This is a genomic window from Staphylococcus lutrae, assembly GCF_002101335.1.
In the GTDB taxonomy this organism is placed as follows: domain Bacteria; phylum Bacillota; class Bacilli; order Staphylococcales; family Staphylococcaceae; genus Staphylococcus; species Staphylococcus lutrae.
Map to the genome: position 1 here is coordinate 1457750 of NZ_CP020773.1, position 25133 is coordinate 1482882.

Sequence of the window (25133 nt, forward strand, 5' to 3'; positions counted from 1 at the left end):
GTATGTCAATATTTTTAAGCACACCAACAGAAAATGATTATGACGCGACTTATGAAATGATTGCCAATGTTTTTGCCGAGCAACCCGAATCCAATCATCAAGAACACTGCTTAGTAAAGCGTTTGCGTTTATCACCGAATTATCATTACGAATTAGAAGTCGTGGCAAAGACGGAAGACGGCAGAATCATTGGTCATGCGATGTGTTCAGAAGTGCGTATCCAAAATGAAACGACAACATATGTCGCGTTAGCTTTAAATAGTTTAGTTGTTTCAACGTCATTTCGTCATAAAGGAATTGGGAAAGCGCTCGTACATGCATTAGAGGAACGTGCTTTGTCTGAAGAATATACAACTATCGTTGCTCACGGTCATGGAGATTTTTATGAACAATTAGACTATGAGCAAGCAAGCCATCACCATATTGTTACCCCGTTGGATATACCGCCCGAAAACTTCTATGTCAAATTTTTATGGGATAGTCTCGAAGACCCGCCAAATGGGAAGGTAATCTATCCTGAAGTCTTTTTTGAATAAGATGTCTCCGTACAAATGAGTGGGGACATGCTATAATGAAATCATTGTTAATTCGGAGGTGCCAAATTGGATTACCAAGCGTTATACCGTATGTTTCGCCCGCAAAGTTTTGCTGACGTTGTAGGCCAGGAGCATGTGACTAAAACACTCAAAAATGCAATTGCTAAAGGTAAACAATCGCATGCTTATATTTTTAGCGGACCGCGGGGGACAGGCAAGACAAGTATAGCTAAAATATTTGCAAAAGCGATTAACTGTGAAGTGCGTGATGACGGTGAGCCGTGTAATGAATGTGCAATCTGTAAAGGGATTACGCAAGGAACGAATGCAGATGTGATCGAAATTGATGCTGCGAGTAACAATGGTGTCGATGAAATACGAAATATTCGGGATAAAGTGAAATATGCCCGAGTGAGTCGAAGTACAAAGTATATATTATTGATGAAGTCCACATGTTGACGACGGGAGCTTTCAATGCTTTATTGAAAACATTGGAAGAACCTCCAGCACATGCGATTTTCATTCTTGCAACGACAGAACCGCACAAAATTCCGCCAACGATTATCTCTCGTGCACAGCGTTTCGATTTTAAGGCGATTGATACACAGCGTATTGTGGAACGATTGCGCTTTGTTGCACAACACCAACAGATTGAGTTTGATGATGCAGCGTTGGCTTTTATTGCTAAAGTTTCTGAAGGTGGGATGCGTGATGCATTAAGTATTATGGATCAAGCGATCGCATTTGGAGACGAACACTTAACTTTAAAAGATGCGCTCGATGTGACGGGTAGCCTAGACGAATCGGATTTGAATGCGTTATTTCAAGATATCGTTCGAGGTCATGTCTATGATGCTTTTGAACGTTATCACCAGTTTGTGGCGGAGGGCAAGGAAGTGAATCGCCTTGTGAATGATATGATCTACTTTGTAAGAGATACCATTATGGCAAAAACTACACAACTGGAAACGGCATATGATGCGTTGTTGTCGTTTGACTTACAAGTGCTCTATAAAATGATAGATGTGATTAATGATACACTTGTTTCTATTCGTTTTAGTGTGAATCAAAATGTCCATTTAGAAGTGCTTCTTGTCAAATTGTCTGAAATGGTGAAAGAAGTCAGACAAACAGGAGAAGTCGTGGTGAACCATGTGCCAACAGAACAGCATGATGCGATGCTGCGTCGAATGGAAGCATTGGAATCAGAAATCCAAACGTTGAAGTCTCAAGGGGTAACAACGACCGCACCACCAAAAGGACAAGTATCACGACGTCGCACGGGGCGTTCGATATACTCTGTAGAACAAATTGCGAAAGTGTTAGATAAGGCAAATAAAGAAGATGTCGCTTTGATAAAAGAACGATGGGCGGATGTCATTCAATATGCTAAAGATCGCAATCAAAAGTCATTAGTGAGTTTACTGCAAAATTCTGAACCCGTTGCAGCAAGCGAAGATAAAGTGTTGATTAAATTTGATGAAGAGATTCATTGTGAAATTTTAAAAAGAGATGAAGAAAAGCGACATAGTGTAGAAAAAGTCGTTAAAGATATTATCAATAAAACTGTGGAAGTTGTAGGGGTGCCTTCGGACAAATGGTTGCAAGTACGAAGCGACTACATTGCTAGCCGTAAACGTGGCCATAAGGTGCAAGCGTCAGAGGCTGCAGAATCACCTGAAACATCCGCCAATGTCGTCCAAACAGCTAAAGACATTTTTGGTGAAGAGATGGTCAACGTCATAGATGAAGAAACATGACAAGACATTGAAAGGTATGTATAATTGAAAACGAATCCGAGAGAAATACACTCTTGAAGAAATAGCAGGAATGAATATAAGGAGGACTTAATTTATGCGCGGTGGCGGAAATATGCAACAAATGATGAAACAAATGCAAAAAATGCAAAAGAAAATGGCAGAAGAACAAGAAAAATTAAAAGAGGAACGTGTTGAAGGGACAGCCGGCGGTGGCATGGTGACAGTCGTTGTTTCTGGCCATAAAGAAGTCGTAGATGTTGTCATCAAAGAAGAAGTCGTAGATCCAGAAGATGTAGAAATGTTACAAGATCTTGTACTCGCTGCAACAAACGAAGCGATGAATAAAGCGGACGAGTTAACAGCAGAACGTTTAGGAAAGCACACTAAAGGTCTTAACATTCCAGGAATGATGTAATATGCATTATCCTCAACCGATATCGAAACTGATTGATAGTTTCATGAAATTGCCAGGCATTGGTCCCAAGACGGCTCAACGTCTGGCATTTCATGTATTAGATATGAAAGAAGACGATGTTGTACAATTTGCTAAAGCATTGGTTGATGTGAAGCGAGAACTCACATACTGCCGCACGTGTGGTCATATCACAGAGCAAGATCCTTGCTACATTTGTGAAGACAAGCAACGCGATCGTACAACCATTTGTGTTGTTGAAGATGATAAAGATGTCATTGCAATGGAAAAGATGAGAGAGTACAAAGGACTTTATCACGTACTGCATGGGACGATTTCACCAATGGATGGTGTTGGTCCGGAAGATATTAATATTCCAAGTTTGATAGATCGCTTGAAAGATGAGGAGATTGAAGAGCTTATTCTTGCAATGAATCCTAATCTTGAAGGCGAATCAACTGCGATGTACATTTCGCGTCTTGTTAAACCATTGGGCATTCGTGTAACGAGATTAGCACAAGGTTTATCAGTGGGCGGAGACTTAGAATATGCTGATGAAGTCACGCTCTCTAGAGCCATTTCAGGACGTACTGAAATGTAGTTGAGAGAGAATGATGGGCTTTTGATGTCACCGAGGTGTTAGTCCAAAGTCTGTGCAGTGAAAATAGTGTTTGCGTTGATGGCGATGCCCGTTGCGTTAAAGTTTGACACAGTACTTCATGAGAAGGATTTGAAGGAGCGCATCAAGAGAATGTAGCTCGCGTTTTTATGTCATATGGGCTGGAGTAAACTTTGCCTAGGATACGGAGCCCATTTGACTGTAATGAATTGCGCTTTTGTACGTTCGGATTGTATGTCACGTTGACGACACATGTACGTTCTATATGAAAAAAGCATGATGATCTTAATCCTAACAAGGTGATAGCACATGGTCTCCGAGTCTCAATGATATGACGAGATGGATTAAGAAGGGTACACGTAGCATGGCATCTTTAATCAATGATGTGTGTTATCAATTGTGTGAAATGTGAGGGCAGCCCGTCATCATTAAATTTTGATTTTGACGTTTTGAGATGTGGCAGGATGAGTGTCATATCATATAAAAAAAGAATGATAAAAAGAACGAACAATAAAAAACATAAAAATTCGCTTTAAATAACTAAAGGATAAAAGAGTGTAATTTTTATTGTTGTTAAAAGGGTTGAAAGGCTGTATAGTTATATCTTGTTGAACGACATAAAACAAGTCGTCATCATAAAAGCAAAAATTAATTTTAAAAAGTTGTTGACTTGAAATGACAACTCATGTATAATTAATTCTTGTCGAGTCAAAAAGAAATGACATGAACATTGAAAACTGAATGACAATATGTCAACGTTAATTCCGATAATTTTGAGTACTTCAACAGTACTTTCAAGAATGATTGACTTAAACAATCAACGAGCTATATCAAGCTTACTTCTTTTATGGAGAGTTTGATCCTGGCTCAGGATGAACGCTGGCGGCGTGCCTAATACATGCAAGTCGAGCGAACAGATGAGGAGCTTGCTCCTTTGACGTTAGCGGCGGACGGGTGAGTAACACGTGGGTAACCTACCTATAAGACTGGAATAACTCCGGGAAACCGGGGCTAATGCCGGATAATATGTTGAACCGCATGGTTCAACAGTGAAAGACGGTTTTGCTGTCACTTATAGATGGACCCGCGCCGTATTAGCTAGTTGGTGAGGTAACGGCTCACCAAGGCGACGATACGTAGCCGACCTGAGAGGGTGATCGGCCACACTGGAACTGAGACACGGTCCAGACTCCTACGGGAGGCAGCAGTAGGGAATCTTCCGCAATGGGCGAAAGCCTGACGGAGCAACGCCGCGTGAGTGATGAAGGTCTTCGGATCGTAAAGCTCTGTTGTTAGGGAAGAACACATGTGTAAGTCACTATGCACATCTTGACGGTACCTAACCAGAAAGCCACGGCTAACTACGTGCCAGCAGCCGCGGTAATACGTAGGTGGCAAGCGTTATCCGGAATTATTGGGCGTAAAGCGCGCGTAGGCGGTTTTTTAAGTCTGATGTGAAAGCCCACGGCTCAACCGTGGAGGGTCATTGGAAACTGGAAAACTTGAGTGCAGAAGAGGAAAGTGGAATTCCATGTGTAGCGGTGAAATGCGCAGAGATATGGAGGAACACCAGTGGCGAAGGCGGCTTTCTGGTCTGCAACTGACGCTGATGTGCGAAAGCGTGGGGATCAAACAGGATTAGATACCCTGGTAGTCCACGCCGTAAACGATGAGTGCTAAGTGTTAGGGGGTTTCCGCCCCTTAGTGCTGCAGCTAACGCATTAAGCACTCCGCCTGGGGAGTACGGTCGCAAGACTGAAACTCAAAGGAATTGACGGGGACCCGCACAAGCGGTGGAGCATGTGGTTTAATTCGAAGCAACGCGAAGAACCTTACCAAATCTTGACATCCTTTGACCGCTCTAGAGATAGAGTTTTCCTCTTCGGAGGACAAAGTGACAGGTGGTGCATGGTTGTCGTCAGCTCGTGTCGTGAGATGTTGGGTTAAGTCCCGCAACGAGCGCAACCCTTGAACTTAGTTGCCATCATTTAGTTGGGCACTCTAAGTTGACTGCCGGTGACAAACCGGAGGAAGGTGGGGATGACGTCAAATCATCATGCCCCTTATGATTTGGGCTACACACGTGCTACAATGGACAATACAAAGGGCAGCGAAACCGCGAGGTCAAGCAAATCCCATAAAGTTGTTCTCAGTTCGGATTGTAGTCTGCAACTCGACTACATGAAGCTGGAATCGCTAGTAATCGTAGATCAGCATGCTACGGTGAATACGTTCCCGGGTCTTGTACACACCGCCCGTCACACCACGAGAGTTTGTAACACCCGAAGCCGGTGGAGTAACCATTTCGGAGCTAGCCGTCGAAGGTGGGACAAATGATTGGGGTGAAGTCGTAACAAGGTAGCCGTATCGGAAGGTGCGGCTGGATCACCTCCTTTCTAAGGATAATTACGGAATATCACCAATAGGTGATAGCGGATTAACGTGACATATTGTATTCAGTTTTGAATGCTCATCCATTTGAGGATTCAGAATGATTTGTACATTGAAAACTAGATAAGTAAGTATTGATTTTACCAAGCAAAACCGAGTGACAAGCGTTTAAAAGCTTGAAACAAAAAATGAATCGCTAGTCGTTGAAAAACGACTCACATAATTAATAACAGATTAAGTTATTAAGGGCGCACGGTGGATGCCTTGGCACTAGAAGCCGATGAAGGACGTTACTAACGACGATATGCTTTGGGGAGCTGTAAGTAAGCGTTGATCCAGAGATTTCCGAATGGGGAAACCCAGCACGAGTTATGTCGTGTTATCTGCATGTGAATACATAGCATGCAAGAAGGCAGACCCGGAGAACTGAAACATCTTAGTACCCGGAGGAAGAGAAAGAAAAATCGATTCCCTGAGTAGCGGCGAGCGAAACGGGAAGAGCCCAAACCAACAAGCTTGCTTGTTGGGGTTGTAGGACACTCTATACGGAGTTACAAAAGAATTTGTTAGACGAATAACCTGGAAAGGTTAATCAGAGAAGGTAATAATCCTGTAGTCGAAAACGAATTCTCTCTTGAGTGGATCCTGAGTACGACGGAGCACGTGAAATTCCGTCGGAATCTGGGAGGACCATCTCCTAAGGCTAAATACTCTCTAGTGACCGATAGTGAACCAGTACCGTGAGGGAAAGGTGAAAAGTACCCCGGAAGGGGAGTGAAAGAGAACTTGAAACCGTGTGCTTACAAGTAGTCAGAGCCCGTTAATGGGTGATGGCGTGCCTTTTGTAGAATGAACCGGCGAGTTACGATTTGATGCAAGGTTAAGCAGAAAATGTGGAGCCGTAGCGAAAGCGAGTCTGAATAGGGCGAATGAGTATTTGGTCGTAGACCCGAAACCAGGTGATCTACCCTTGGTCAGGTTGAAGTTCAGGTAACACTGAATGGAGGACCGAACCGACTTACGTTGAAAAGTGAGCGGATGAACTGAGGGTAGCGGAGAAATTCCAATCGAACTTGGAGATAGCTGGTTCTCTCCGAAATAGCTTTAGGGCTAGCCTCAAGTGATGATTATTGGAGGTAGAGCACTGTTTGGACGAGGGGCCCCTCTCGGGTTACCGAATTCAGACAAACTCCGAATGCCAAATAATTTAACTTGGGAGTCAGAACGTGGGTGATAAGGTCCATGTTCGAAAGGGAAACAGCCCAGACCACCAGCTAAGGTCCCAAAATATATGTTAAGTGGAAAAGGATGTGGCGTTGCCCAGACAACTAGGATGTTGGCTTAGAAGCAGCCATCATTTAAAGAGTGCGTAATAGCTCACTAGTCGAGTGACACTGCGCCGAAAATGTACCGGGGCTAAACATATTACCGAAGCTGTGGATTGTCCTTTGGACAATGGTAGGAGAGCGTTCTAAGGGCGTCGAAGCATGATCGCAAGGACATGTGGAGCGCTTAGAAGTGAGAATGCCGGTGTGAGTAGCGAAAGACGGGTGAGAATCCCGTCCACCGATTGACTAAGGTTTCCAGAGGAAGGCTCGTCCGCTCTGGGTTAGTCGGGTCCTAAGCTGAGGCCGAAAGGCGTAGGCGATGGATAACAGGTTGATATTCCTGTACCACCATGATTCGCTTTAAGCGATGGGGGGACGCAGTAGGATAGGCGAAGCGTGCTGTTGGAGTGCACGTCTAAGCAGTGAGATTGAGTGTTAGGCAAATCCGGCACTCTTAAGATTGAGCTGTGATGGGGAGAGGAACTTGTTCCTCGAGTCGTTGATTTCACACTGCCAAGAAAAGCCTCTAGCTAGAATCAGGGTGCCCGTACCGCAAACCGACACAGGTAGTCAAGATGAGAATTCTAAGGTGAGCGAGCGAACTCTCGTTAAGGAACTCGGCAAAATGACCCCGTAACTTCGGGAGAAGGGGTGCTCTTTGGGGTTCACGCTCTGAAGAGCCGCAGTGAATAGGCCCAAGCGACTGTTTATCAAAAACACAGGTCTCTGCTAAACCGTAAGGTGACGTATAGGGGCTGACGCCTGCCCGGTGCTGGAAGGTTAAGAGGAGTGGTTAGCATCTGCGAAGCTACGAATCGAAGCCCCAGTAAACGGCGGCCGTAACTATAACGGTCCTAAGGTAGCGAAATTCCTTGTCGGGTAAGTTCCGACCCGCACGAAAGGCGTAACGATTTGGGCACTGTCTCAACGAGAGACTCGGTGAAATCATAGTACCGGTGAAGATGCCGGTTACCCGCGACAGGACGGAAAGACCCCGTGGAGCTTTACTGTAGCCTGATATTGAAATTCGGTACAGTTTGTACAGGATAGGTAGGAGCCTGAGAGACGTGAGCGCTAGCTTACGTGGAGGCGTTGGTGGGATACTACCCTCATTGTATTGGATTTCTAACCCGCAGCACTTATCGTGCTGGGAGACAGTGTCAGGCGGGCAGTTTGACTGGGGCGGTCGCCTCCTAAAGAGTAACGGAGGCGCTCAAAGGTTCCCTCAGAATGGTTGGAAATCATTCATAGAGTGTAAAGGCATAAGGGAGCTTGACTGCGAGACTTACAAGTCGAGCAGGGTCGAAAGACGGACTTAGTGATCCGGTGGTTCCGCATGGAAGGGCCATCGCTCAACGGATAAAAGCTACCCCGGGGATAACAGGCTTATCTCCCCCAAGAGTTCACATCGACGGGGAGGTTTGGCACCTCGATGTCGGCTCATCGCATCCTGGGGCTGTAGTCGGTCCCAAGGGTTGGGCTGTTCGCCCATTAAAGCGGTACGCGAGCTGGGTTCAGAACGTCGTGAGACAGTTCGGTCCCTATCCGTCGTGGGCGTAGGAAATTTGAGAGGCGCTGTCCTTAGTACGAGAGGACCGGGATGGACATACCTCTGGTGTACCAGTTGTCGTGCCAACGGCATCGCTGGGTAGCTATGTATGGACGGGATAAGTGCTGAAAGCATCTAAGCATGAAGCCCCCCTCGAGATGAGATTTCCCAACTTCGGTTATAAGATCCCTCAAAGATGATGAGGTGAATAGGTTCGGTGTGGAAGCGTAGCGATACGTGGAGCTGACGAATACTAATCGATCGAAGACTTAATCAAAATGATGTTCATTAGGTTTTATTGATAAATACGATACTTACTATCTAGTTTTGAATGTATACACATTCAATATGATGAATCTGGTGCCAATGGCAAAGAGGTCACACCTGTTCCCATGCCGAACACAGAAGTTAAGCTCTTTAGCGCCGATGGTAGTCGGACTTACGTTCCGCGAGAGTAGGACGGTGCCAGGTTATCGAAAGCTCCAAAGCAATGGTTTACTATTGCTTTGGAGCTTTTTTTGAGTTTTGGAGGCATCTAGACGACGCCAATGAAATTATTATTATCATCAGCGACAGTATGTTAAAATCAGTGTGTTATCGCGCTGCATTCAAATACTGTGACTGATGAAGTGAAGGGAGGGGTTAAATTGACAAGACAACCTTTAAGGAGAAAAATGCGAGAATGGCAAAAAAACCAACCGATTTCGATGCATGTACCCGGACATAAAAATGGGACGATTGGCATGTTATCAATGACACATCCTGCATATGATACAACAGAGATTACGGGTTTTGACAATCTTCATCATGCCGAAGGTGTGTTGTATGAGAGTATGACACAGTTAAATAAGCATCCAGATTATCAAGGTTATTTTTTGGTGAATGGGACAACGAGTGGTATTTTAGCAGTCATTCATGCTTTTTCAGGGGTAGAGGGACCCGTTAATATTGCGAGAAATGTACATAAGTCGGTATTTAATGCATTGGATTTAGGGGATCAGTATGCACGTATTTTGCCCACTACAGTGAGTGAGCGGACAGGCCAATATTTGAAGCCTGACATTGGACCTGAGCTCACTCCGCAAACAAAATTAGCGGTGTTAACCTATCCTAATTATTACGGGGAAACATTTGATATCAAACAAAGTGTTGAACATTTTCATCGGGATCATGTACCTGTCCTTGTCGATGAGGCGCACGGGGCACATTTTGACCTTCCAGGGTTTCCTTCATCAAGTCTGCAAGCAGGTGCAGATTATGTGGTGCAGTCTTATCATAAGACGTTACCCAGTTTAACCATGAGCTCAGTATTGTGGATACATAAAGCGGCACCTAATCGACATCGGATTGAGCAAGGTTTACAAATTTTTCAATCATCGAGTCCCTCATATTTGTTAATGGAAAGTTTGGAATCCGCGCATCATTTTTACCAATTTTATCAAAGTAATCAGTTTTTTGAAAAACGGCAACAATTGATTGAAAAACTTCGAGACAAAGGATGTATCCTCGTTATACCTGAAGATCCATTGAAACTATTAATCCGTTATGAGGGATTAAGTGGCTCGGATATACAAGTTGCGATGGAGGCACAACATATTTATTCGGAATTGGCGGATGAAGCGTCCGTTTTGTGGGTGCTACCATTGTGGCATCGGGAAGACCGTTTTCCCTTTGCGTTGTTGCTTGAGCGAATAGCGCGTATGGTGTTTAAGCCGTCAGTGGAAGGGACGTTAGATGATGTAGCGCCTTTGTATACGCAAGCAGGTTCATATGAAGCATCAAACATTGTAGAGACCATAGCGCTGCCGTTTCATCAAGCAGTTGGTTATCGATTAGCGACACATTTAACCCCTTACCCTCCAGGGATTCCATCCTTGTTGAAAGGGGAAAAAATAACAGAAGATATGGTAAAATTAATAGAATATTGGCAGCTTAAAGGTTTTCACGTTGAAGGTCTTAAAAACGGAAAAATTATAGTGAAGGATGAATAAACATGGCGCTATTTATCACAATTGAAGGTCCAGAAGGGTCAGGAAAAACGACAGTGGTTCAAGCAATAACGGAACAATTGTCTCAGCAGTATGAAGTCATCTCAACACGAGAGCCAGGCGGCGTGCAAACTGCAGAATCGATTCGTCAAATTCTGTTAGATAGTGACGCCATGGATTCTCGTACTGAAGCGTTGTTGTTTGCGGCGGCGAGAAGAGAGCATCTTGTGTTGAAAGTATTACCGGCATTAGCGGAAGGTAAGCTTGTGATTTGTGATCGTTTCATTGATAGTTCTTTAGCTTATCAGGGTTATGCGCGTGAAATAGGGGTAAGAGAAGTACAAGCAATTAATGATTTTGCAATTGAAGATCGTTACCCAGACTTAACGATTTATCTAGATGTCCCGGCAGAAGTTGGGCGTGAACGAATTGAAAGTAATCAGCGTGCACAGAATCGTTTGGATAAAGAGAGCGTGATGTTTCATCATCGCGTCATTGAGGGATATCATCAACTCATTGCACAAAATCCTCGACGTTTTGCGGTCATCGATGCGAATCGGCCGATTGCAGAAGTGATTTCAGCAACGATGCAAGCGATTCAAAATAAAATGAAAGAATCAAACGTATCTAAACGTACACAATGACAGGTGTGTTATACTAAAAAACAAGAGGTGTGAGAAAAATGAAAATGGTTATAGCGATTGTTCAAGATCAAGATAGTCAAGAGCTTGCAGATAAACTTGTTGAAAATAACTTCCGTGCGACTAAATTAGCCACAACTGGAGGTTTTTTGAGAGCAGGAAATACCACTTTTTTAAGTGGTGTCGAAGATGAGCGTGTGGATGAAATCCTCGAACTCATTGGTAACTCATGTGGAAATCGAGAGCAGCTGGTATCTCCTATTACGCCGATGGGTGGGAGCGCAGATTCCTATATTCCATATCCTGTTGAAGTGGAAGTTGGCGGCGCAACGGTCTTTGTCATGCCAGTTGAATCGTTTCATCAATTTTAAAGTAGTGAGAAAGGTTGTGGTAATAAGACGGGGAAATAACTGTCTATTGCCGCATCTTTTTTTATATGCTTTATCAGATTTGAGTTGAAACGGGATTTTAAAATGGGAGGCTTCAAAGTAAAAGGTGAAGCAATTTTGTCGGCAACTTTAGTTAAAATTCCATTATAAAAGCATAGTATGTACGCACAGATTAAGGTAAAATGGGGATAGTATCTTGATGGCGTACGACGTTATATCTTTATCAAAAGGAGCGCAAGGTTAATGGAAGTCATTGAACAACTCACCCAAGCTTATCATAACCAAAAATTGTCACATGCATATTTATTTGAAGGTGATGATGCGGAAGCAATGAAAACGACGGCAATAGCCTTTGCTCAATTGATTTTATGTCAAGATGAATCACGATGTCGCACGAAAATTGTGGAACATAATCATCCGGACTTTCAATATGTGATGACAGAAGAAACGACGTTGAAAAAAGAACGTGTGGAAACATTAGTGCATCACATGAATCAATTGCCTATTGAAGGGCGTTACAAAGTCTATATTATTCAAGATTTTGAGAAGTTAACGATTCAAGGTGAGAATAGTATTCTTAAGTTTTTAGAAGAGCCACCGTCAAATACAATCGCCATCATTATGAGTACGAAGCCAGAGCAAATTTTGGATACGATTCATTCTCGATGTCAGCATGTGTACTTTAAACCGATGTCTCGTACGACATTTATATCTCGATTAACGGAACAAAATGAGGCGATAACTGCTCCGATTGCGGCATTGTTAAGCACATATACGACACAGTTAGAAGTCGCGGCGCAATTGTATGAAGACTATGAGTTGCTTCCTCTGCGTAAAGTGCTTTTACAATGGTGTAATAAATTAATCACACAACGGGATATGGCTTTAATCGGTGTCGTCGAGTTGATGAAGCATGCGAAGAATAGACCTTTGCAGTTGCTGGCTTTGTCAGGAATTAATACTTATTTTCAAGATTTGTTATACATGAAAGTGGGAATGGCGGAACGCATAACATTTTCTGAGTTGAAACCAGAATACGACACGTTGGTCACACAATTGAGTTATCGCCACTTAACATATATGATTGAACAAATAACAGAAGCACATAAAAAGCTCAATCAAAACGTGAATCCTACGCTAGTATTTGAGCAAATTGCAATAAAAGTGAAGGGGTGACGCTTATGCGTTCTGTCGTAGGCATCTATTTTGAGAAGGCCAATGCATTAGAGTATTATGCGCCGAATACTTTGTCGCTTGACGTGGGACAGTGTGTTGTAGTGGAATCGAAGCGAGGACATGAGCTCGGCGTAGTCAAACATGCACCGAGAGAAGTGCCAGAGGAAGATGTCACATTACCACTAAAACCAGTGCTACGTATTGCAACAGATAAAGATCTTCGGCATTATAAAAAAAATGAGGAAGATGCGGCTCGCGCAATGGCGCTATGTAAATCATTTGTTGAACAATTGGGGTTGGACATGCGTGTGGTGAACAGTGAATACATTTTAGACCGTTCTAAAATTATTTTTAATTTCACAGCGGATGAGCGCATTGATTTTCGTAAATTGGTCCGCATGTTGGCACAACGTTTAAAAACACGTATTGAATTACGCCAAATTGGTGTACGTGATGAAGCTAAATTATTAGGAGGCATCGGACCATGTGGCCGTTCGCTTTGTTGTGCCACATTTTTAGGAGATTTTGAACCGGTGTCTATAAAAATGGCGAAAGACCAAAATTTATCATTAAATCCGACGAAAATTTCTGGTGCATGTGGTCGGTTAATGTGCTGTTTAAAATATGAAAATGATTATTACGAGTCAGCACGGGAACAGCTCCCAGATATTGGCACACGCATTCAAACGCCTGAAGGTCAAGGTGAAGTCGTGAGCCTTAATATTATAGATGTATCCATGCAAGTCCGGCTTGAAGGCATGGAACAATTGATGGAGTACCATATCGAAGAGTTAGAAACATTGAAATAGGAGGTACATCTGTTGGATCGAAATGAGTTGTTTGATCGGTTAATGCAGTTGGAGCAACATGTCACATATCTTAACGAAGCGATGGAAGAGTTGAAAGTACTCACAGTAGCGCTCGTTGAAGAAAATGTGACACTTCAAATAGAAAATGATCATTTCAAGACGTTAATGCAAACTGAACCGGAAAATAATGAAAAAACACAAGTACAAGAAACGGCGGCGTCACCTCAGAAGTCTGCAAAAAAACCGCGTCAAAGTCGGGAATATTTTGCAAAACTGTATCATGAAGGGTTCCATATTTGTCACGATGTGTTCGGCAAACATCGCCATGGTGAGGATTGCATGTTTTGTTTAAATGTATTGAATGAGAAACAAGAATAGAGGTGACGGCATGTTACAGCCAGGTGAACGATTGGATTATTTAATTCGAGAAGACTTGCGCATTATTCAAAATGATGCGGTCTTTTCTTTTTCTACGGATGCTTTGTTATTAGGCCATTTTACAAAAGTTCGTAAAAGAGACCGCATATTAGATATGTGTGCAGGCAATGGCGTCATCCCGCTTTTGTTGTCAGCAAAAGGTGAGAATATGATTACGGGTGTTGAAATTCAACCACAGCTTGTAGATATGGCGCAACGAAGCATTCAGTATAATCAGCTGACCTCTCGTATTACGATGCGTGAACTGGATATCAATGCATTAATTCAGGAATATGCACCAGCCCATTTTGATTTAATCACGTGCAATCCACCGTATTTTAAAGCGAACCAATTGAATCAACATCAGCTTGAAGCACATAAAATTGCACGTCATGAAATCTATTGTACGTTAGACGATTGCTTTCGTGTGAGTCAGCACCTGTTAAAAGAAGGTGGACGCATCGTTATGGTTCATCGTGCAGAACGATTGTTGGATGTGTTTGAATCCATGCGTCGTTACCGGATTGAACCGAAACGATTACACATGATTTATAGTAAGCCTGGAAAAGCGGCACAAACGATTGTTATCGAAGGACGTAAAGGGGGACGACAAGGTTTAGACATTGCCCCTCCTTTTTATATTTATGATGCACAGCATGTGTACACAGAAGAAATGAAGGCGATTTATTATGGTTAAATATTTTACGTACATTGTGCAATGTAGTGATGCGACCTTTTATACGGGATATACGAATGATTTAGAAGGACGTATTATGAAACATAATGAAGGCAAAGGTGCAAAATATACAAAAGCAAGGCGCCCAGTGCGGTTGCGTTATCACGAAGTTTTTGATACGAAATCAGAAGCATTGAAGCGAGAGCGCGCAATCAAAAAATTAACGCGACAACAAAAAATCCAATTAATTGAGGAGCGATAGTCAAATGGGACACCTCTATCTCGTCGGGACACCGATTGGTAATTTAGATGATATGACATTTCGCGCGATACAAACATTGCAACAAGTCGATTTGATTGCATGTGAAGATACACGTGTGACGAAAAAATTATGCCATCATTTTGAGATTACGACCCCTTTAAAATCGTATCATGAGCATAATAAGCAACAGGAAACGGAAAATCTTATCGACATGCTTGTAAGGGGACAAAATATTGCATTAGTTTCAGACGCGGGGTTGCCTTTAATTTCAGATCCTGGCTATGAATTGGTCGTTCGCGCACGTGAACAAGGTGTGGCGGTCGTTCCGATTCCAGGTGCTAATGCCGGATTGACGGCTTTAATGGCAAGTGGCTTGCCTTCATTTACATATACCTTTTTAGGTTTTTTACCACGCAAGTCGCGAGAAAAAGTACCATTGCTCGAAACGAGAATGTATCAAGAGAGCACATTGTTGCTATATGAATCACCGCATCGTGTGGCAGATACGCTTGAAGCCATTGCCAAAGTAGATGCGGAACGCCGTGTGACGCTAGGGCGTGAGTTGACGAAAAAATTTGAACAGATTGTCACGGGTAAGGTCGCTAGTTTGATAGATCAACTCGGTGAGACACTGCCTTTACGCGGAGAATTTGTTATTGTTATCGAAGGCGCCGCACCTAAAGCAACGACAGCTTGGTTCGAAGGTATGAGTGTCGCCGCACATGTCCGTCATTATATTGAGCAAGATATGAAACCAAAAGCGGCTATTAAAAAAGTTGCGCAAGAGCGTGAGATATCCAGCAAGACAGTTTATCGTATTTTTCATGAGATTGATTAGGCTCGAGCGGTTGAGGGCTCGAAATTGTAACATTGAAAATCGAATGGATTTTAGATATATTAGATAAGATAAGAATTGAGGAGGAGCGCTGATGGTGAAAGATACATTTTATATTACGACACCCATATACTACCCAAGTGGTCATTTACATATTGGACACGCATATTCAACAGTTGCAGGGGATGTCATTGCACGATATAAACGTTTACAAGGTTTTGATGTCCGCTATTTAACAGGGACGGATGAACATGGTCAAAAAATCCAAGAAAAGGCTCAGAAAGCGGGTATGTCAGAGCTCGATTATTTGGATGGTATGATCAAAGATATTAAGGCACTATGGGAAAAGTTAGACATTTCAAATGATGATTTCATTCGGACAACAGAGCGACGTCACACGGAAGTCGTTGAAAAAATATTTGAAAAGTTACTCGCACAAGGTGACATTTATTTAGGAGAATATGAAGGTTGGTATTCTGTTCCAGATGAAACATTTTATACAGAAACGCAACTGGTTGACCCGATATATGAAGGTGGAAAAATTGTAGGCGGTAAAAGTCCAGATTCCGGTCATGAAGTGGAACTCGTCAAAGAAGAGAGTTACTTCTTCAAGTTGTCTAAGTATACGGACCGTCTATTAGCGTTTTATGATGCGCATCCCGAGTTCATCCAGCCTCCTTCACGAAAAAATGAAATGATTAATAACTTTATTAAACCAGGATTAGAAGACTTGGCGGTATCACGTACGTCATTCAACTGGGGGGTTAAAGTCCCATCTAATCCGAAACATGTCGTTTATGTATGGTTAGACGCATTAGTGAACTATATTTCTGCGTTAGGTTATTTAACAGACGATGAGACATTATTCCGTCGATATTGGCCAGCAGATATTCACCTCATGGCAAAAGAAATTGTACGTTTCCATTCTATTATATGGCCGATTATTTTAATGGCATTGGATTTACCATTACCTAAAAAAGTATTTGCGCACGGTTGGATACTTATGAAAGATGGCAAAATGAGTAAATCTAAAGGGAATGTGGTGGATCCTAACGTTTTAATCGATCGTTATGGATTAGACGCAACACGTTATTATTTAATGCGTGAGTTGCCATTTGGTTCAGATGGGGTATTTACACCAGAAGCTTTTGTAGAGCGGACGAATTATGACTTAGCGAACGACCTAGGCAATCTTGTCAATCGAACAATTTCGATGATCAATAAATACTTTGATGGTGAGTTACCAGCATACCAAGGTCCAACACATGAGCTAGATGAAGCGGTAGAACAATTAACATTAGATACGGTTCATGCCTATCATGAAAGTATGGACAAATTACAATTCTCTGTTGCATTATCAACGGTATGGAAATTAATTAGTCGTACAAATAAATATATTGATGAAACCGCACCATGGGTTTTAGCGAAGGACGAAACACAACGTGCAGCGTTAGGAAATGTCATGGCACATTTGGTGGAAAATATTCGTTTCGCAGCAGTGCTCTTGCGTCCATTTTTAACGCATGCGCCTTATCAAATCTTTGAACAATTACACATTCATGATGAACAGCTTCATGGTTTTGACAGTTTAGCACAATACGGTCAATTAACGGAGCCTACGATGGTTACAGCAAAACCACAACCGATTTTCCCACGCCTTGATGTAGAGGCAGAGGTCGGTTATATTAAAGCATCGATGCAGCCGCCTAAGCAAGAATCGTCTGAAGAAGTGGTAGCGAAAGCGCAAATTGATATCAAAGATTTTGATAAAGTAGAAATGAAAGCAGCAACGATTATTGATGCAGAAAAAGTTAAAAAGTCGAATAAATTACTAAAAATTCAAGTGGATTTAGGTCACGAAAAACGTCAAATCATTTCAGGAATTGCACAATTTTATGAACCAGACGATATTATTGGTAAAAAAGTAGCCGTTGTCACGAACTTAAAGCCTGCAAAATTAATGGGGCAAAAATCAGAAGGAATGATTTTATCGGCTGAAAAAGATGATGTGTTGACGTTGATCAGTTTACCTAATGCTGTACCGAATGGCGCAGTCATCAAATAAAGTGGTTTACTTTGAGGACAAAGTGCATTGAAGTTTGAAATGGGGAGTGAGACGGCAAAAGAGAGGTGTCTCACTCTCTTTTATTACAAGATGTGTGAAATATTGAAGTGTAGCATCATATTAAGCGTGGTAAAGGGACTATACAGACATGCGATATATATGAAAACGATGCAGTTCGTTTGATGAGATGGAGGGAGACAAATGTTAATTGATACACACGTACATTTAAACGCAGATCAGTATGACAAAGATTTAGACGAGGTCATTCAACGTGCATTAGATGCCGGGGTTGATCGTATGTTTGTTGTCGGTTTTGATACTAAGACAATAGAACGTGCGATGCAGCTCATTGAAGCGTATGATTTTATCTATGCCATTATTGGTTGGCATCCTGTTGATGCGATTGATTTTACGCAAGAACGATTAGAATGGATAGAGGCATTATCCGCACACCCTAAAGTGATTGGAATAGGGGAGATGGGGTTGGATTACCATTGGGATAAATCCCCTAAAGAGGTACAAAAAGAAGTATTTCGTCAACAAATTGCTTTGGCCAAACGTGTGAAATTGCCTATCATCATTCATAATCGTGAAGCGACTCAAGATTGTATTGATATTTTGATCGAGTCACATGCAGAAGAAGTGGGGGGCATTATGCACAGTTTTAGTGGTTCTCCAGAAATTGCTGACATTGTAACGAAGCAGTTAAACTTTTATATTTCATTAGGTGGACCTGTGACGTTTAAAAATGCGAAACAGCCAAAAGAAGTTGCTAAACATGTGCCACTTGACCGTCTGCTCGTTGAAACGGATGCACCTTATTTAACGCCGCATCCGTATCGGGGAAAACGTAATGAGCCAGCACGTGTGACATTAGTAGCAGAAGAAATTGCAAAGCTGCGGGGAATTTCTTATGAAGAAGTGGCACGACAAACAACAGAAAATGCAGAGCGATTATTTGGTTTGTAAGTGTATAAAAAGAGAACAAACATAAAGAAGGTGCGAAGTTGAAGATCAATGAATTTATTGTAGTAGAAGGCCGAGATGATACTGAACGTGTACAACGTGCGGTGACTTGTGACACCATCGAAACGAATGGTAGTGCGATAGATGAGGATGTGATTGATGTCATACGCCGAGCGCAAGAAACACGTGGGGTGATTGTCTTCACAGATCCTGATTTCCCAGGTGATAAAATTAGAACGATCATTCGCGAAGCTGTTCCAGGTGTCAAACATGCATTTATCGATCGTGAATTGGCTAAAAGCAAACGTGGAAAAATTGGTGTAGAACATGCGAGTTTAGACGCAATCCGTGAAGCTTTAATGCATGTATCTACCCCGTTTTCAGAAGCACAAGAGCGTATTAGTAAGGCGGTGTTGATTGAGTTAGGGCTCATTATAGGTCCTGATGCAAGATATCGTCGTAATTTGCTCGGTAAGCGACTACACATTGGTCATTCAAATGGTAAACAATTAATAAAAAAGCTTAACGCATTCGGATATACAGAAGCGGATGTCCGTCGAGCGTTAGAAGAGGAGTAAAATTATGCATGATAAGGATATTGCGACACCTTCAAGAACACGTGCGCTTTTAAATCAATATGGTTTTAGCTTTAAAAAGAGTTTAGGGCAGAACTTTTTAATTGATGTGAATATTATTCATCGCATTATTGATGCAAGTGGCATTGACGCAACGACAGGTGTCATCGAAATTGGCCCCGGAATGGGCTCATTAACGGAGCAGTTGGCTAAACATGCGCAACACGTATTGGCATTTGAAATTGATCAACGGCTGATTCCAGTGCTCAATGATACATTATCTCCCCACTCGAATGTCACAGTCATTAATGAAGATATTTTAAAGGCAAATGTAGCGGAAGCGATCGAACAGCATTTATCACAATGTGAAAAGATAATGGTCGTTGCAAATTTACCTTACTACATTACGACACCGATTTTATTATCGTTGCTTGAACAAGACTTAAATATTGATGGGTATGTCGTGATGATGCAAAAAGAGGTCGGTGAACGTTTGAATGCGCAGGTGGGAACAAAAGCATACGGTTCTTTATCGATTGCAGCACAATATTATACTGAAACGTCGAAAGTACTCACTGTTCCGAAAACGGTCTTTATGCCGCCACCGAATGTAGACTCCATCGTTGTGAAATTGATGAAACGTAAAAATCCATTAGTGCAAGTCGACAAACCGCATCTGTTTTTCAAGATGACGAAAGGTGCGTTTGGTCAACGTCGTAAAACGATTTTCAACAATTATCAAAGCGTTTTTAAAGATGGAAAAGCGCTCAAAACAACGCTTATGGCATGGCTTGAACAAGCAGGAATTGATCCAAAGCGACGGGGTGAAACCTTAACTATACAAGAATATGCACGTTTGTATGAAGAATTGAAAAATTTCCCGAATTTGACATTATAAATTGATTGACAATGACTTAACACCTTGCTAAAATTAAAATTTTATTTGACTAAATGTTGTAATATGTGTTATCATACCTTTGTAGCGAGGTGGAGCAATATGCCAAAATCTATTGGAGACATCAAAAATTCTCTTGATTGTCAATTAGGAAATCGTATTGTACTTAAAGCTAATGGAGGTCGCAAAAAAACAATTGAACGTTGCGGTGTTCTCACTGAAACGTATCCTTCAGTGTTTGTTGTAGAATTGGACCCAGAGAAACATAATTTTGAACGTGTATCTTATACTTATGCAGATGTACTGACTGAAAATGTGGAAGTATCATTTGTAGAGGATGAGCGAACACAAACACCGATTGCACAGTAAAATATAAAGACAACTACATAAACGCCATTCTGCTGATTGAGGTGGGATGGTTTTTTGTTTGCACGCATATATGTGAGTGCGTGTCATATCACATGTCGATTATTGGGATGAGAGATTGATGTGCAGAAAAATAAGGACGCGTGTCTACGCGGTAAAAAAGCAAGATTTTGGTTTTGTTGCCTTTATCCCGTATGAGTGAAATTGAAAGGAATAGGCGCATTTTATCATCGTTATGTGTTAAAATCACAGTAATACCATTTGGAAAGAGGATATTGGAATGATTTATGAAACAGCACCTGCTAAAATCAATTTGACCTTAGATACTTTATATAAGAGAGATGATGGTTATCATGAAGTCGAAATGATTATGACGACCATTGATTTGAATGATCGTTTGTCATTTGAAAAGAGGAATGATGGGCGTATTGTTTTGAAAGTGGATGAAACATTTATTCCGTCCGATGATCGCAACTTAGCTTATCGTGCCGCACTTTTGATGAAAGAAGCCTATCAAATCAAACAAGGTGTGACCATTACGCTAGAAAAAAACATTCCTGTTGCAGCTGGATTAGCAGGGGGGTCGAGTGATGCTGCAGCGACCTTACGTGGTATGAATCGTTTGTTTGAATTGAATCGCTCATATGAAGCGTTGAGTACGCTTGGTGCGATGATCGGTTCAGATGTCCCGTTTTGCATATATGGAACGACTGCCTATTGTCGAGGGCGTGGTGAAATTCTTGATATTCTGCCTAAAATTCCTTCAGCTTGGGTGATTGTTGCGAAACCGCAAATAGGATTATCGACACCGGAAATCTATGGGGGACTCGATTTAAGCCAACCTTTTCCAGTTCATACACAACAATGTTTAAAAGCCATTGAAACTCAAGATTATGAAGGGTTATGTCGAAGCTTATCTAATCGTTTAGAGCCTGTTTCGATGCGTCTTCAACCAGAAATTGCTAAAATAAAGTCTAATATGTTAAATAGTGGTGCGGACGGTGCATTAATGAGTGGTAGTGGACCGACTGTATACGGTTTTGCACAACGAGAACGACAAGCGCGCCATATTTTCAACGCAGTGAGTGGTTGCTGTAATGATGTCTATCTCGTAAGAACACTGGGTTAAAACAGAGAAAGGGTGACAACCGTGCGATACAAAAGAAGTGAACGCATTGTTTATATGACACAATATTTAATTAATAACCCGAATAAGCTCGTACCTCTCACGTTTTTTGTTACAAAATTTGAACAAGCGAAGTCATCGATTAGTGAAGATGTTCAAATCATTAAAGATACATTAATTAAAGAAGGTTTGGGCACAGTTGAAACGATATCCGGCGCAAGTGGTGGCGTGAAATATCGTCCGCAAATGCAAAAGGCAGAAGCGCAAGAAGTCATTGATGAGGTCATTTCACTTTTGCAGGAAAAAGAACGTTTGTTGCCGGGGGGCTATTTATTTTTGTCTGACCTTATGGGGAATCCGGCATTATTAAAACGCGTAGGTCGATTGATTGCAACGATTTATATGCAAGAAGAGTTGGATGCGATTGTGACGATTGCAACAAAAGGGATTTCACTTGCGAATGCAGTTGCAAGCGTACTCAATCTCCCTGTCGTTGTGATACGAAAAGACAATAAAGTGACGGAAGGCTCTACAGTTTCTATTAATTATGTTTCAGGATCAACAAGAAAAATCGAAACCATGGTATTATCCAAGCGCACATTAAAGGAACATTCAAATGTGTTAGTTGTTGACGATTTTATGCGTGCTGGCGGCTCAATTAATGGCGTGATGAATTTAATGAATGAGTTTAAAGCACATGTAAAAGGGGTATCTGTACTTGTAGAATCTAAAGAAGTCAAACAACGACTGATTGAAGATTATACCTCCTTAGTGCGCCTGTCTGACGTAGACGAATACAATCAAGAATTTAAAGTCGAGTCAGGAAATATTCTATCTCAATTTTAAAAGGTAAAGGAGCATTCAATCATTTGAAAACGATAAATACGAACAATGCACCTCAAGCAGTTGGACCATACTCACATGCTTCAATTATTAACGGCTTAGTTTATACTTCTGGTCAAATCCCATTGAATTTAATGGGCGAAATCGTGAGTGACGATGTAGAAAAACAAACCGAACAAGTGATGGAAAATCTTAAAGCGGTGCTCGAAGCAGCCGGCTCAGATTTGAATCACGTGGTTAAAGTTTTAATCTTTTTATCGGATATGGAAAACTTTCAAAAGGTGAACGAAGTCTATGAAAGGTATTTTGATAGACATCGCCCTGCAAGAAGTGCGGTGGAAGTGGCACGCTTGCCGAAAGATGTCAAAATAGAGGTTGAAATGATTGCTAAGGTTAAAGCGGTATAATCAAAAGTTAAGCTGAAGACTTCTTGATATCACAAAATACAAAGTATACTTAAATTACTATGGGGGGCTCACTACATGAAAGTGACAGATGTTAGACTTAGAAAAATACAAACAGATGGTAGAATGAAGGCCTTGGTGTCTATTACTTTAGATGAATCGTTCGTTATTCACGATTTGAGAGTCATCGAAGGTAACTCAGGTTTATTCGTTGCCATGCCAAGCAAGCGTACACCAGATGGTGAATTCCGTGATATTGCGCATCCAATTAATTCAGAAATGAGACAAGAAATTCAGGATGCGGTAATGAAAGTATATGATGAGACTGATGAAGTTTTACCAGCACAAGATCAAACGTCAGAAGCATCATCAGAAGCGAAAGAAACAGAAATAGAATAAATTTTGCTTTTATAGGGTTTTGTCATGATTGGAATGACAAGCCCTTTTTATATGGGCGCTGTCAAAACGGGGATAGAAATGCGGATGAACATGCAAATATATTTTAATCTTTTGCATTATGCAACGGATAGGGTTCAATAATTTTTTGCACTGTTTTAAAGAAAATGTATCTTAGAGAACGGTGTGGTATCAGTGGATTGCGGTGATATGGGACAATTGCAAAATGAGCGCTTGCTATGACAGGACGGGCTTTTCTTGGTTTACGCCTTGAAAGTGTGCACACGGTTAAATTATAATTATGTAGAAGTGTATAACATAATGGAGGGTTCATTGCCATGCAAAAACATGCAATCGTTTTAGCAGCAGGTAAAGGCACAAGAATGAAATCTAAGCAAGCTAAAGTGCTGCATCATGTTGCTGGGAAGCCGATGATTGGTCACGTCATTGATCAAGTTCGTGCTTCAGGTGTTGACCAAGTTGTGACAATTGTGGGACACGGGGCAGAAAGTGTGCAAGAGGCACTCGCGGATGCTTCTTTATATAGCTTTCAACAAGAGCAATTAGGTACGGCGCATGCTGTAAAGACAGCAGCAGAGCATTTAGCATCAAAAGAAGGGATGACACTGGTTGTTTGCGGAGACACGCCGTTAATTACAAGTGACACGTTATCTCGTTTAATCGCACATCATGCGCAAGAGGAGGCACAAGCCACAGTCTTATCTGCTACAGCGCCCCAACCGTTCGGCTACGGTCGTATCATTCGCGGGGACCATGGGCAGTTAATAGAAATTGTAGAGGAAAAAGATGCAGATGACAGTCAAAAAGCCATCACAGAAGTCAGTTCAGGCATTTTTGCTTTCGATAATCAAACGTTGTTCGAGTTGCTAGAACATGTAGACAACAATAACGCACAAGGAGAATATTATTTACCACAAGTTTTAACATTAATTCTTCAAAACAAAGGAAAAGTTGCCATTTATCACACGGATGATTTTGAGGAGATTATGGGTGTGAATGATCGCATCGCCCTAAGCCGTGCTGAAAAGGCCTATCGTCAGCGGGTGAATACATTCCATATGCTTAACGGGGTGACATTGATTGATCCTGATTCAACATACATTGGGGCTGAAGTCGAAATTGGGCCGGACACGGTGATTGAACAAGGGGTCCAATTATCGGGGCATACGGTTATAGGTGAAAATGTAACGATTGGCCAATATTCTCAAATTCATAACAGTCGAATCTGCAATCATGCGACAATTAAACATTCTGTAGTGACAGATGCAGTCGTAGGTGAGTGCGCAACGGTAGGACCATTTGCACAATTACGTCCAGGCTCAGAGTTAGGTAAAGAAACAAAAGTGGGTAACTTTGTAGAAATTAAAAAAGCGAGACTCGATGATCAAGCGAAAGTATCGCATTTAAGTTATATTGGCGATGCAGAAATTGGCGCACGCACGAATGTGGGTTGTGGATCGATTACAGTCAATTATGATGGTGAGAACAAGTTTAAAACGATTGTCGGCAAAGATGCATTTATCGGTTGTAACACGAATCTCATTGCACCGGTAACTGTAGGAGATGGGACGCTAATCGCAGCAGGTTCAACCATTACAGATGATATTCCAGTAGATAGTTTAGCGGTCGCACGTTCAAAACAAGTGACAAAACCGGGATACATGAATAAAAAAGAAAAGTAGTTTCAT

At 41.8% G+C, this 25133-nt stretch carries 22 protein-coding genes, 3 rRNA genes and 1 pseudogene; all 26 read left to right on the plus strand.

Annotation, left to right across the window (positions count from 1 at the left end):
* The first annotated feature begins 2 nt into the window (after window positions 1-2).
* The 26 genes and pseudogenes from B5P37_RS06670 to glmU all read left to right on the plus strand — a co-directional run bounded on the left by B5P37_RS06670 (window position 3) and on the right by glmU (window position 25127).
* Window positions 3-536, plus strand: a complete 534-nt coding sequence (locus B5P37_RS06670; protein ID WP_085238437.1) for a GNAT family N-acetyltransferase — start codon at window positions 3-5, stop codon at window positions 534-536.
* 66 nt (window positions 537-602) lie between these two features.
* Window positions 603-2296, plus strand: a pseudogene (dnaX, locus tag B5P37_RS06675) (DNA polymerase III subunit gamma/tau).
* A 94-nt stretch (window positions 2297-2390) separates the two neighbouring features.
* Window positions 2391-2711 carry a YbaB/EbfC family nucleoid-associated protein gene (locus B5P37_RS06680; RefSeq protein ID WP_085237497.1) on the plus strand — a complete coding sequence of 107 codons (321 nt, stop codon included), beginning with the start codon at window positions 2391-2393 and terminating at the stop codon, window positions 2709-2711.
* A 1-nt stretch (window position 2712) separates the two neighbouring features.
* Window positions 2713-3309 carry a recombination mediator RecR gene (gene recR, locus B5P37_RS06685; RefSeq protein WP_085237498.1) on the plus strand — a complete coding sequence of 199 codons (597 nt, stop codon included), beginning with the start codon at window positions 2713-2715 and terminating at the stop codon, window positions 3307-3309.
* 862 nt (window positions 3310-4171) lie between these two features.
* A 16S ribosomal RNA gene (locus tag B5P37_RS06690) occupies window positions 4172-5723 on the plus strand.
* Between the two features lie 227 nt (window positions 5724-5950).
* Window positions 5951-8872 (plus strand): 23S ribosomal RNA (locus tag B5P37_RS06695).
* A gap of 79 nt (window positions 8873-8951) precedes the next feature.
* Window positions 8952-9066: ribosomal RNA gene (gene rrf, locus B5P37_RS06700) — 5S ribosomal RNA — on the plus strand.
* Together the 16S, 23S and 5S rRNA genes form the textbook arrangement of a ribosomal RNA operon.
* 203 nt (window positions 9067-9269) lie before the next feature.
* Window positions 9270-10586 carry an Orn/Lys/Arg family decarboxylase gene (locus tag B5P37_RS06705; RefSeq protein WP_085237499.1) on the plus strand — a complete coding sequence of 439 codons (1317 nt, stop codon included), beginning with the start codon at window positions 9270-9272 and terminating at the stop codon, window positions 10584-10586.
* Window positions 10587-10588: 2 nt separating this feature from the next.
* Window positions 10589-11227 (plus strand): dTMP kinase, encoded by a 639-nt coding sequence (gene tmk / locus B5P37_RS06710; RefSeq protein WP_085237500.1) that lies wholly within the window; start codon window positions 10589-10591, stop codon window positions 11225-11227.
* Window positions 11228-11265: 38 nt separating this feature from the next.
* Entirely contained in the window at window positions 11266-11595 is a 330-nt protein-coding gene (locus tag B5P37_RS06715) for a cyclic-di-AMP receptor (protein ID WP_085237501.1), read from the plus strand.
* Window positions 11596-11856: 261 nt separating this feature from the next.
* Window positions 11857-12789 (plus strand): DNA polymerase III subunit delta' C-terminal domain-containing protein, encoded by a 933-nt coding sequence (locus B5P37_RS06720; protein WP_085237502.1) that lies wholly within the window; start codon window positions 11857-11859, stop codon window positions 12787-12789.
* A 5-nt stretch (window positions 12790-12794) separates the two neighbouring features.
* Window positions 12795-13598, plus strand: a complete 804-nt coding sequence (locus B5P37_RS06725; RefSeq protein WP_085237503.1) for a PSP1 domain-containing protein — start codon at window positions 12795-12797, stop codon at window positions 13596-13598.
* Between the two features lie 12 nt (window positions 13599-13610).
* Window positions 13611-13976, plus strand: coding sequence for a DNA replication initiation control protein YabA (yabA, locus tag B5P37_RS06730; RefSeq protein ID WP_085237504.1), 366 nt, complete (start codon window positions 13611-13613; stop codon window positions 13974-13976).
* 10 nt (window positions 13977-13986) lie between these two features.
* On the plus strand, window positions 13987-14712 hold the full coding sequence (locus B5P37_RS06735; RefSeq protein WP_085237505.1) for a tRNA1(Val) (adenine(37)-N6)-methyltransferase: 726 nt from the start codon (window positions 13987-13989) through the stop codon (window positions 14710-14712).
* Window positions 14705-14953, plus strand: a complete 249-nt coding sequence (locus tag B5P37_RS06740) for a GIY-YIG nuclease family protein (protein WP_085237506.1) — start codon at window positions 14705-14707, stop codon at window positions 14951-14953. Before B5P37_RS06735 ends, B5P37_RS06740 begins: the two co-directional genes overlap by 8 nt.
* A 4-nt stretch (window positions 14954-14957) precedes the next feature.
* Complete coding sequence (gene rsmI, locus B5P37_RS06745; RefSeq protein WP_085237507.1) at window positions 14958-15791, plus strand: 16S rRNA (cytidine(1402)-2'-O)-methyltransferase; 834 nt, start codon at window positions 14958-14960, stop codon at window positions 15789-15791.
* 91 nt (window positions 15792-15882) lie between these two features.
* Window positions 15883-17853, plus strand: a complete 1971-nt coding sequence (gene metG, locus B5P37_RS06750; protein ID WP_085237508.1) for a methionine--tRNA ligase — start codon at window positions 15883-15885, stop codon at window positions 17851-17853.
* Window positions 17854-18054: 201 nt separating this feature from the next.
* Window positions 18055-18822 (plus strand): TatD family hydrolase, encoded by a 768-nt coding sequence (locus B5P37_RS06755; protein WP_085237509.1) that lies wholly within the window; start codon window positions 18055-18057, stop codon window positions 18820-18822.
* Window positions 18823-18860: 38 nt separating this feature from the next.
* Window positions 18861-19397, plus strand: coding sequence for a ribonuclease M5 (rnmV, locus tag B5P37_RS06760; RefSeq protein ID WP_085237510.1), 537 nt, complete (start codon window positions 18861-18863; stop codon window positions 19395-19397).
* A 1-nt stretch (window position 19398) separates the two neighbouring features.
* Complete coding sequence (rsmA, locus tag B5P37_RS06765) at window positions 19399-20292, plus strand: 16S rRNA (adenine(1518)-N(6)/adenine(1519)-N(6))-dimethyltransferase RsmA (protein ID WP_169710829.1); 894 nt, start codon at window positions 19399-19401, stop codon at window positions 20290-20292.
* 99 nt (window positions 20293-20391) lie between these two features.
* A complete protein-coding gene (gene veg / locus B5P37_RS06770; protein WP_085237512.1) occupies window positions 20392-20658 on the plus strand; it encodes a biofilm formation stimulator Veg in 267 nt (88 codons plus the stop codon).
* Window positions 20659-20935: 277 nt separating this feature from the next.
* Window positions 20936-21784, plus strand: a complete 849-nt coding sequence (gene ispE / locus B5P37_RS06775) for a 4-(cytidine 5'-diphospho)-2-C-methyl-D-erythritol kinase (protein ID WP_085237513.1) — start codon at window positions 20936-20938, stop codon at window positions 21782-21784.
* Window positions 21785-21805: 21 nt separating this feature from the next.
* A complete protein-coding gene (gene purR, locus B5P37_RS06780) occupies window positions 21806-22627 on the plus strand; it encodes a pur operon repressor (RefSeq protein ID WP_085237514.1) in 822 nt (273 codons plus the stop codon).
* Window positions 22628-22650: 23 nt separating this feature from the next.
* The gene (locus B5P37_RS06785; protein ID WP_085237515.1) at window positions 22651-23031 is read left to right on the plus strand and encodes a RidA family protein; all 381 of its coding nucleotides are present in this window, start codon (window positions 22651-22653) and stop codon (window positions 23029-23031) included.
* A 75-nt stretch (window positions 23032-23106) separates the two neighbouring features.
* A complete protein-coding gene (gene spoVG, locus B5P37_RS06790; protein ID WP_085237516.1) occupies window positions 23107-23427 on the plus strand; it encodes a septation regulator SpoVG in 321 nt (106 codons plus the stop codon).
* Window positions 23428-23762: 335 nt separating this feature from the next.
* Window positions 23763-25127: a bifunctional UDP-N-acetylglucosamine diphosphorylase/glucosamine-1-phosphate N-acetyltransferase GlmU gene (gene glmU / locus B5P37_RS06795; protein ID WP_085237517.1), complete on the plus strand. Its 1365-nt coding sequence runs from the start codon at window positions 23763-23765 to the stop codon at window positions 25125-25127.
* Window positions 25128-25133: the final 6 nt, after the last annotated feature.